We start from the raw sequence: 6,353 nt of genomic DNA on the forward strand, positions 1-6,353 counted from the left end.
TCAACAAATTCCCATTGAAGCAATTAGCGCCAATCCCTATCAACCCCGCCACGACGTAGAAAACCAACACCTCGAAGAACTGGCTGAATCCATCCGTCAGCACGGCATTTTACAACCAATCATCGTCACCCGCGACCCATTCAGCGGGCAGTACTCGCTCATTGCCGGGGAACGCCGTTTAAGGGCAGCCCGCATCGCCGGGTTGGAAAGTGTGCCGGCGATTGTACGTCTTGCCAGTGAACAGCAGCGGCTGGAGCTGGCTTTGATTGAAAACCTGCAGCGCACCGATCTGGGACCGTTGGAAACCGCGCAGGCTTACCAACGACTGGCGGATGAGTTCGGGCTTTCCCATGAAGAAATCGCTGAACGGGTGGGAAAAAGCCGCGTTGCCGTGACCAATACGCTGCGGCTGCTCAAGCTACCCGAATCCATTCAAAAAGCTCTCGCCAACGGCTCCATCACCGAAGGCCATGCCCGGGCACTGTTACAACTGCCCACTCCACAGGCTCAAATCGCCGTCTTGCAACTGATCCTCGAGCGCGGTTTGAGTGTGCGACAAACCGAAGAACTGACTCGCAAATACAGCGGCGAACGCAAACCTCATCCTGCTCCTGCCGAACCCTTGCCGGAAATCCGTTCACTGGAGGAAAGACTGCGTCAGCATTTGGGAACACGGGTCACTCTCCAGCATGGCAAGAAGGGTGGAAAAGTCATTATCCATTACTACTCCAATGAAGAACTGAACAGCCTGCTCGATCAACTGTTGAGGGAATGAAGTTGTTTTTGCTTTACAATGCCACTTTTTACACACTGAACCCGGCACAACCAACCGTGCAAGCCCTTGCGGTTTGGGACGGAAAAATTGTTGCCGCCGGCACTGTCGAAGAAGCAGAAACTGCGCTACCGGCAGGTGCCCCGCGCATTAATTTGAACGGCCTGACCGTCCTACCCGGATTGACCGATTCACACCTGCACCTGCAGCACTTCGCCCTGGCATTGCAATACGTGGATTGCGAAACCGACACACGAGCCGAATGCTTGCTGCGGGTTCAACACAAAGCCAAATCCACCCCTCCCCAAAACTGGATCCGCGGGCATGGTTGGAACCAGAATGTTTGGGAAGAAGGGTTCGGAAACGCCCATCTGCTTGACCAGGTTGCTCCGCATCATCCGGTTTACTTAACCGCCAAATCGCTTCATGCAGCCTGGGTGAACAGCCTTGCCCTTCAAGCCGCGGGGATAGACCGCAACACGCCTGACCCGCCCGATGGTCGCATCCAAAGGGATGAAAGCGGCAATCCCACCGGCATCTTATTTGAATCCGCCATGGGGTTGGTGGAAAAAGTTATTCCCGAAGCAACCCTGCCTCAAATTCGGCAGGCGATTGAAGATGCCCAACCCCATCTTTGGGGAATGGGATTGACAGGCGTCCATGATTTTGACCGCCGTCAGTGTTTCATGGCATTACAGGAATTGGAGCAGGCCGGTAGACTCAAGTTAAGAGTGGTAAAAAGCATTCCACTCGAAAATCTCAATGAAGCGGTCGAGGTCGGGCTGCGCAGCGGCTTTGGCAGCCAGTGGCTGCGAATTGGCTCACTTAAGTGTTTTGCCGATGGCGCTCTCGGCCCTCAAACTGCCGCCATGCTGCAGCCCTACGAGGGAAACGCCTCCGAAAGCGGAATACTCTTTCTGGATTCGGAAGAGATCGTGGAAATCGGCCAACGCGCCGCAGCCAGCGGCTTGAGCCTCGCCATTCATGCCATTGGCGACCGCGCCAATCACGAAGTGCTGAAAGCGTATGCACAGCTGCGCCAGTTTGAAAAACAGGAAGCGCGTCCTCACCTGCGTCATCGAATCGAACATGTCCAGGTACTGCACCCCGACCACCTTTCCCTGATGGCTCAATACGACATCATCGCCTCCATGCAGCCCATTCATACCACTTCGGATATGGACATCGCTGACCGGCATTGGGGCAAACGTAGCCGTTTTGCGTATGCCTTCCAAACGCTGGCTGGGCTTGGCACGCGTCTCACCTTTGGTTCGGATGCGCCGGTGGAATCGCCCAATCCATTTTGGGGTATCCATGCAGCAGTTACCCGTCAGCGGCATTCCGGTTATCCCGCACCTGACGGCTGGTACCCACAAGAACGCCTATCGCTTCAACAGGCACTTGAAGCATATACCATCAACCCCGCCTATACTGCCGGCCGGGAACGCGAATTGGGAAAATTACAGCCCGGCTATTATGCCGATTTAATTGTATTGGAAGAAGACCCCTTTTACATTCCCGCTGAACACTTATATGAATTAAGACCTCTGAAAACGATGATTGCCGGAGAATGGGTTTGGGAAAGGTAATCCCATGAACCAGACTGCTCCCCCCAGAAAACCAGCCCTCACACCCGAAATTTTAGTTCCCCGCCTGGGGGACTATCTGGTTGAGCGGGGTTTGATAACCACCGAACAATTGCAGGCCGCTCTCCAGCATCAGGCTGTTTTACGCAAAACTCAGGAAGAGGCGCCCCGTTTGGGGGAATTGCTGGTTGAATTGGGGATAATCACCCGCGCTGAGCTGGAAGAAGCCATCACCGAGCATGTCCTGCAATTGCGGAACGCCCTGCAAGAAACCAACCGCCAGTTAGAACAACGCGTTCGTGAACGAACCGCCGAACTGGAAAAGGCGCTGGAAAAACTGGCCGAATTATCTCAACTCAAAGCCAACTTCATCGCCAATATCTCGCATGAATTACGCACCCCCCTTACGCACGTACGCGGCTATCAGGACTTATTGCTTTCCGGCGATCTGGGGGAATTAAACCCCGATCAAATGAACGCATTGCGCACCATGCAGCGTTCCACCGACCGGTTGGAGAGATTGATTGAGGATTTGATCCTCTTTGCCACTTCCGAACGGACTCAACTGCCTATCCAGTGGCTACCGCTCGACCTGCGTGCCCTTTCCAGTGAAATTATTGCTCAGATTCAAACCAAAGCCAGAGACCATCAACACGAAATTCGCCTGATCTCACCCGCCGAGGTGCCGGTTGTGTACGGAGATCAGGAAAAAATTGGCTGGGTAATCTACCAGCTGCTCGATAACGCCATCAAATTCACACCGCCGGGCGGAAAAATCAGTGTGGAACTCATCCCGGACGACCTGCACGTAACCGTCCGGGTGAGCGACACCGGTATTGGCATTCCACCCAACCGGATGAGTGAACTTTTTGAACCTTTCCATCAATTGGACAACAGCCCTACCCGCAAATACGGCGGCACCGGACTTGGGCTTTCTCTGGCACAAAAAATCATCGAGGCCCACGACTCATCCATTCAAGTCCTTTCAGAATTGGGAAGAGGCAGCCGTTTTTCCTTTGCACTGAAGCGAAAACTGGCGCCTTTCAAGGAGGCTTAATTCGGATGAATAATAAAGAAAATCCTATGAAAGACCTCGATGCGGATATTTTCTTCCAAATCGTTCAAACCTTTTGGGAGATGAAATCGTGGCGAGAGTCCGCAAACCAGCTGGTAAAGATGATCCGTCCCTATTTCATTTTTGACAATCTGGTTATTTACCTGCTGGATCCGATGACTCTCACTCTTGAAGCCGCTTTTGCCAAAGCCACCGGTAGGGGCAAATCTGCTGAAGCGGATGTTGCCTGGGGGGAAATTATTGCCACACGCGTAATCGAATCACGCCAGATCGTGCTGCAGGAACCCGAAGAAGCCGACCCGCTTAACCGCTTGAAACAGCCCTACACCCTGGCGCTGCCATTGGCGACCCCTTCGCAGGTGTATGGCGCTCTTGTATTCATTCGCTTCGGCAGCCCGCCTTATTCGGCGGAGCAAATCAAATTTGCCCACCTGCTTGCCCGGCTGCTCTCCCGGCAAATTCAATACGAACACCTCAAACGCGATCGCGACCACCTTGAATTCCAATACCGCGTGTTTCAGGTTCAGGAGGATTTTATCTCAACCGTTTCTCATGAGCTGCGCACTCCCCTTGGATTTATCAAAGGTTACACCACCACCCTGCTTCGTACCGATGCCAATTGGGATGAAAAAACTCAGCGGGAATTTTTGTCCATCATTGATACCGAAACCGACCGCCTGCAAGACTTGATTGCCAATTTGCTGGATTCGGCGAAATTGCAGGCCGGCCAGATTGTAATGAACTTTCAACAAGTGCGCCTCGAATCACTGGTCAACGACCTGTTGACCCGGCTCGCACTTCACCATCCCGGTCTGGTGATTCATACCGACATCGAGCAGCCGCTTAAACCCATCCAGGCCGATCCGCGCCGCTTGGTTCAGGTGTTTGAAAACCTGCTCACAAACGCTGAAAAATACGCACCTGCTTCACCGGTCTATATTACAATCAAATCGGTCAGAAACGGCGTCAAAGTAGACATTCGCGATGAAGGCCCGGGCATCCCTGAAAAGTATCAGGAACGCATTTTTGATCGCTTTTTTCGAGTTCCCGATCAGCAAACCAACGTACACGGTTCCGGGCTGGGTCTGTTTATTTGTCGTCAAATCATTCAGGCTCATCACGGTGAAATCACGTTAACATCCAAAATTGGAGAAGGCACCACCTTCCATATTTTCTTACCTGAAACAATTGATTGAAATATCCTGACCCGCGGACAGCGGGTGAGCGACCAAAGGAGGATGAAAAAATGGGCACTCGGATTTTGGTAGTGGACGATGAACAATTGTACCGGCATCTGTTACGGGTAAACCTCGAAACCGAAGGCTATGAAGTGATTGCAGCGCGGGATGGAGAAGAAGCCATCGAACTGGTTACCTCGCGCCAGCCGGACTTAATCATTCTGGATGTGGCAATGCCGCGCCTGGATGGTTTCAGCACCTGCGAGCGTATCCGTCAGTTTTCGGATGTACCCATCATCATGTTGACCGCCCGGGGAGAGGAACAGGACCGCGTCAAGGGTTTGAATGTTGGCGCAGATGATTATGTGACCAAACCTTTCTCGGCTACAGAACTGGTTGCCCGGGTACGCGCCGTACTGCGCCGCGCCAAAACCCCCCAACACGGCATCCAAAATCGGTACTTCTCCCATAAAAATTTACGCATTGATTTTGCCCGCGCTGAAGTTTGGAAGGATGACCGGCAAATTTACCTTTCAGCCACCGAATACCGGCTGTTGATTCAATTTGCCCAGCATGCCGGGCGCATCCTGACTGCCGAGGAATTGCTCACCGCAGTTTGGGGCGAGTCCTACCGCGAGGATAAGGAAATTTTATGGGTCAGTATTGCCCGTTTGCGCCAGAAACTGGAAGATGACCCGCATAACCCACAACACATTGTTACCCGCTCCGGATTGGGTTATTTAATGCCGGCGCCCGATCAGGCTACCCACTCCTGAAAGAAAGGCCTAACTCATTATGTTTGCAAACTTTGAAGAAAAAGGGAAGATTTTTACTCAGGTTGTCACCAAAGAACCGGTGGATGTCGTCATTCAAACTGCGAGCAGCTGCATTTACGGCTGCGTTCATGTCCGCCCCGAAGACCGCCTTAAAGATGAGCTGGATCGAACCACCGCATTTTTGGCGGTAACGAAAGCCAAAATTTTTGACCGTGACGGTAAAAATCTCCTGTACGAAAGCGCGTTCGTAGCGGTTAATGTCGCCAATATTGAATGGGTATTACCCCAAAGCGAATTGAAAGAAAATAAGGCAGGTGAACCATGAATCCGGCAATTCCTTCACAACACGCTGCCGAAATTTCAAAACTTAAAAATCATCTGATCAACCTGATTTCCCGCGAATTGGAAAACAACCCGCGCCTGAACGAAGACCGCCGCAAAGTAGTCTCTCAACTGCTTCAGCAGGCGTACAACGGTTTGAAAATCAGCCTGCCGACCACCCTGCGCGATCAATTGTTCCGCGAAATCATGGATGAACTGCTGGGATTCGGCATCCTTCAACCGCTTTTAGATGACCCGGAAATCAGCGAAGTGATGGTCAATGGTGCAAAAAAGGTCTATATCGAAAAGAAGGGGAAAATCCTCAAAACCAACATCACCTTTGAAGACGATGCCGCCGTTATGCGTATTATTGAGAAGATCATTCTGCCCTTGGGCCGACGAATTGATCCGGACAGCCCCACCGTAGATGCCCGCCTGCCAGACGGCTCACGCGTCAACGCTGTCATCCCACCGGTTGCCATTGACGGTCCGACCATCACAATTCGCAAATTTCAAAAGGAGAAACTTTCCATCGAGGATCTGATTCGCTTTGGCTCACTGACCCCCACTATGGCGGAGTTCATCCGCGCCTGCGTCATGGCGCGCCTGAACATTGTCATTTCCGGCGGCACCGGTTCCGGTAAA

Annotated in this window: 7 protein-coding genes; all 7 read left to right on the plus strand. The window is 52.4% G+C overall.

The window, feature by feature from the left end; genetic code table 11:
• On the plus strand, positions 1-775 hold a 775-nt coding region (locus VAE48_RS03420; RefSeq protein ID WP_322791915.1), incomplete at its 5' end, for a ParB/RepB/Spo0J family partition protein.
• A complete protein-coding gene (locus tag VAE48_RS03425; protein ID WP_322791916.1) occupies positions 772-2,361 on the plus strand; it encodes an amidohydrolase in 1,590 nt (529 codons plus the stop codon). The genes VAE48_RS03420 and VAE48_RS03425, both read left to right, overlap by 4 nt.
• A 4-nt stretch (positions 2,362-2,365) precedes the next feature.
• Positions 2,366-3,415 carry a sensor histidine kinase gene (locus VAE48_RS03430; RefSeq protein WP_322791917.1) on the plus strand — a complete coding sequence of 350 codons (1,050 nt, stop codon included), beginning with the start codon at positions 2,366-2,368 and terminating at the stop codon, positions 3,413-3,415.
• Between the two features lie 5 nt (positions 3,416-3,420).
• Positions 3,421-4,629 carry an ATP-binding protein gene (locus tag VAE48_RS03435; RefSeq protein ID WP_322791918.1) on the plus strand — a complete coding sequence of 403 codons (1,209 nt, stop codon included), beginning with the start codon at positions 3,421-3,423 and terminating at the stop codon, positions 4,627-4,629.
• Between the two features lie 50 nt (positions 4,630-4,679).
• Complete coding sequence (locus VAE48_RS03440; protein ID WP_322791919.1) at positions 4,680-5,387, plus strand: response regulator transcription factor; 708 nt, start codon at positions 4,680-4,682, stop codon at positions 5,385-5,387.
• A gap of 19 nt (positions 5,388-5,406) precedes the next feature.
• Positions 5,407-5,712, plus strand: coding sequence for a hypothetical protein (locus VAE48_RS03445; RefSeq protein ID WP_322791920.1), 306 nt, complete (start codon positions 5,407-5,409; stop codon positions 5,710-5,712).
• The coding region (locus VAE48_RS03450) for a CpaF family protein (RefSeq protein WP_322791921.1) at positions 5,709-6,353 on the plus strand (645 nt) is incomplete at its 3' end. The genes VAE48_RS03445 and VAE48_RS03450, both read left to right, overlap by 4 nt.

Source organism: Bellilinea sp. (genome assembly GCF_034432615.1).
In the GTDB taxonomy this organism is placed as follows: Bacteria; Chloroflexota; Anaerolineae; order Anaerolineales; family Anaerolineaceae; genus Bellilinea.

Coding starts and splice junctions, on each gene's coding strand:
- VAE48_RS03430 (WP_322791917.1), top strand. CDS start 2,366: ATGAACCAGACTGCTCCCCCCAGAAAACCAGCCCTCACACCCGAAATT.
- VAE48_RS03445 (WP_322791920.1), top strand. CDS start 5,407: ATGTTTGCAAACTTTGAAGAAAAAGGGAAGATTTTTACTCAGGTTGTC.
- VAE48_RS03435 (WP_322791918.1), top strand. CDS start 3,421: ATGAATAATAAAGAAAATCCTATGAAAGACCTCGATGCGGATATTTTC.
- VAE48_RS03425 (WP_322791916.1), top strand. CDS start 772: ATGAAGTTGTTTTTGCTTTACAATGCCACTTTTTACACACTGAACCCG.
- VAE48_RS03440 (WP_322791919.1), top strand. CDS start 4,680: ATGGGCACTCGGATTTTGGTAGTGGACGATGAACAATTGTACCGGCAT.